1 rRNA gene is annotated in these 634 nt (G+C 52.4%); it reads left to right on the forward strand.

The window, feature by feature from the left end:
- A 16S ribosomal RNA gene (locus ATB02_RS25745) occupies positions 1-590 on the forward strand; the annotation flags it as partial.
- Positions 591-634 lie beyond the last annotated feature (44 nt).

Consider the following 634-nt stretch of genomic DNA (forward strand, 5'->3'; position numbering starts at 1 on the left):
GGTTTAATTCGATGCAACGCGAAGAACCTTACCTGGTCTTGACATCCACGGAAGTTTTCAGAGATGAGAATGTGCCTTCGGGAACCGTGAGACAGGTGCTGCATGGCTGTCGTCAGCTCGTGTTGTGAAATGTTGGGTTAAGTCCCGCAACGAGCGCAACCCTTATCCTTTGTTGCCAGCGGTCCGGCCGGGAACTCAAAGGAGACTGCCAGTGATAAACTGGAGGAAGGTGGGGATGACGTCAAGTCATCATGGCCCTTACGACCAGGGCTACACACGTGCTACAATGGCGCATACAAAGAGAAGCGACCTCGCGAGAGCAAGCGGACCTCATAAAGTGCGTCGTAGTCCGGATTGGAGTCTGCAACTCGACTCCATGAAGTCGGAATCGCTAGTAATCGTGGATCAGAATGCCACGGTGAATACGTTCCCGGGCCTTGTACACACCGCCCGTCACACCATGGGAGTGGGTTGCAAAAGAAGTAGGTAGCTTAACCTTCGGGAGGGCGCTTACCACTTTGTGATTCATGACTGGGGTGAAGTCGTAACAAGGTAACCGTAGGGGAACCTGCGGTTGGATCACCTCCTTACCTTAAAGAACTGTACTTTGCAGTGCTCACACAGATTGTCTGAT

It is taken from the genome of Escherichia sp. MOD1-EC5189, assembly GCF_002966045.1.
Classification (GTDB): domain Bacteria; phylum Pseudomonadota; class Gammaproteobacteria; order Enterobacterales; family Enterobacteriaceae; genus Escherichia; species Escherichia coli_F.